At 73.7% G+C, this 1,379-nt stretch carries 2 protein-coding genes; one reads left to right on the plus strand and one right to left on the minus strand.

All coding sequences use genetic code 11. The annotated features are described in order from the left end of the window. On the plus strand, positions 1-119 hold a 119-nt coding region (locus BLU79_RS49735), incomplete at its 5' end, for an ATP-binding protein (RefSeq protein WP_371132097.1). A 21-nt stretch (positions 120-140) separates the two neighbouring features. On the opposite strand, the gene BLU79_RS47240 is transcribed toward BLU79_RS49735, so the two are convergent. Beyond that, the gene (locus BLU79_RS47240) at positions 141-1,145 is read right to left on the minus strand and encodes an NAD-dependent epimerase/dehydratase family protein (RefSeq protein ID WP_093912233.1); all 1,005 of its coding nucleotides are present in this window, start codon (positions 1,143-1,145) and stop codon (positions 141-143) included. Positions 1,146-1,379: the final 234 nt, after the last annotated feature.

The following is a 1,379-nucleotide window of genomic DNA, read 5'->3' on the forward strand; positions in this document are numbered from 1 at the left end:
CGGGTCTCGGCCTGGCCATCGTGCGGGGGATCGTGGAGGCACACCAGGGGCGGGCCACCGTACGCAACATCCCCGGCGGCTGCCGCTTCGAGGTGGTGCTGCCCGCCGCCGCTTCCTGAACACGGGCAGCACCACCGGCCCTACGCCCCCCGCATCCCGGCACGCGCGAACTCCGCCATGCCCTCCGCGAACCCGACCTGCGGCTTCCAGCCCAGCTCGGACCGTAGCCGTGCGGAGTCCGCGGTGATGTGCCGGACGTCTCCCAGCCGGTACTCGCCGGTGACGATGGGCTCGGGTCCCCCGCATGCGTCCGCGAGCGCCCGCGCCATCTCGCCCACGGTGTGCGGATCACCGCTGCCTGTGTTGTACGCAGTCAGTGCCCCGTTCGGCGCCTCGGCCGCCTCCAGTGCGGCCACGTTGGCGGCGGCGACGTCCCGCACGTGCACGAAGTCCCGTCGCTGACGGCCGTCCTCGAAGACGCGCGGCGCCTCGCCCCGGGCGAGTGCGGACCGGAAGAAGGAGGCGACCCCTGCGTACGGGGTGTCGCGGGGCATCCGGGGCCCGTACACGTTGTGGTAGCGCAGCGACACCGCCGAGCAGCCCGTCGACCGGGCCCAGGCGGCTGCCAGGTGCTCCTGCGCGAGCTTGGTCGTGGCGTACACGTTCCGTGGATCGACGGGCGCGTCTTCCCCGACCAGCCCGGGAGCCAGCGCCTGGCCGCACACCGGGCACGGCGGCTCGAACCGCCCCGCGTCCAGATCGGCGACCGTCCGCGGTCCCGGCCGCACCACCCCGTGCCGCCGGCACTCGTACCGCCCCTCCCCGTACACGACCATCGACCCGGCCAGCACGAGACGCCGTACCCCGGCGTCGGCCATCGCGGCGAGCAGCACGGCGGTGCCCAGGTCGTTGCGCGAAACGTACTCCGCCGCGTCGGCGACCCCGTTGCCGAGCCCGACCATCGCCGCCTGATGGCAGACGGCGTCGACACCGGCCAGCGCGCGGGCGACCGCCGCCGGGTCCCGCACATCGGCGCCGGGATCCGCCCGGACGTCGTACACGACGGGCTCGTGCCCGTGGGCCGCGAGCGCCTCGACGACATGGGACCCGATGAACCCGGCACCGCCGGTGACCAGTACACGCATACGGCCACGCTAGATCTGCGACGGTGCCGCGCCCCCGTGACCGGCCCGGCACGTCATCACTCCGTAAGACGTCGAAGGCGCGTCGGAAGGGGACAAACCGGCACCTTCGCGAGACGCTGCCGTACGCGCCCCGCCCCCGCCGCCCAGGGAGACCGTCATGCCCACGTCGCCTTCCCCCTCCTCCCCGAACGACTCCTACCGCTTCGACGACCTCACCGCCCTGTTCATCAACTG

The sequence above is a fragment of the Streptomyces sp. cf386 genome (genome assembly GCF_900103585.1).
In the GTDB taxonomy this organism is placed as follows: Bacteria; Actinomycetota; Actinomycetes; order Streptomycetales; family Streptomycetaceae; genus Streptomyces.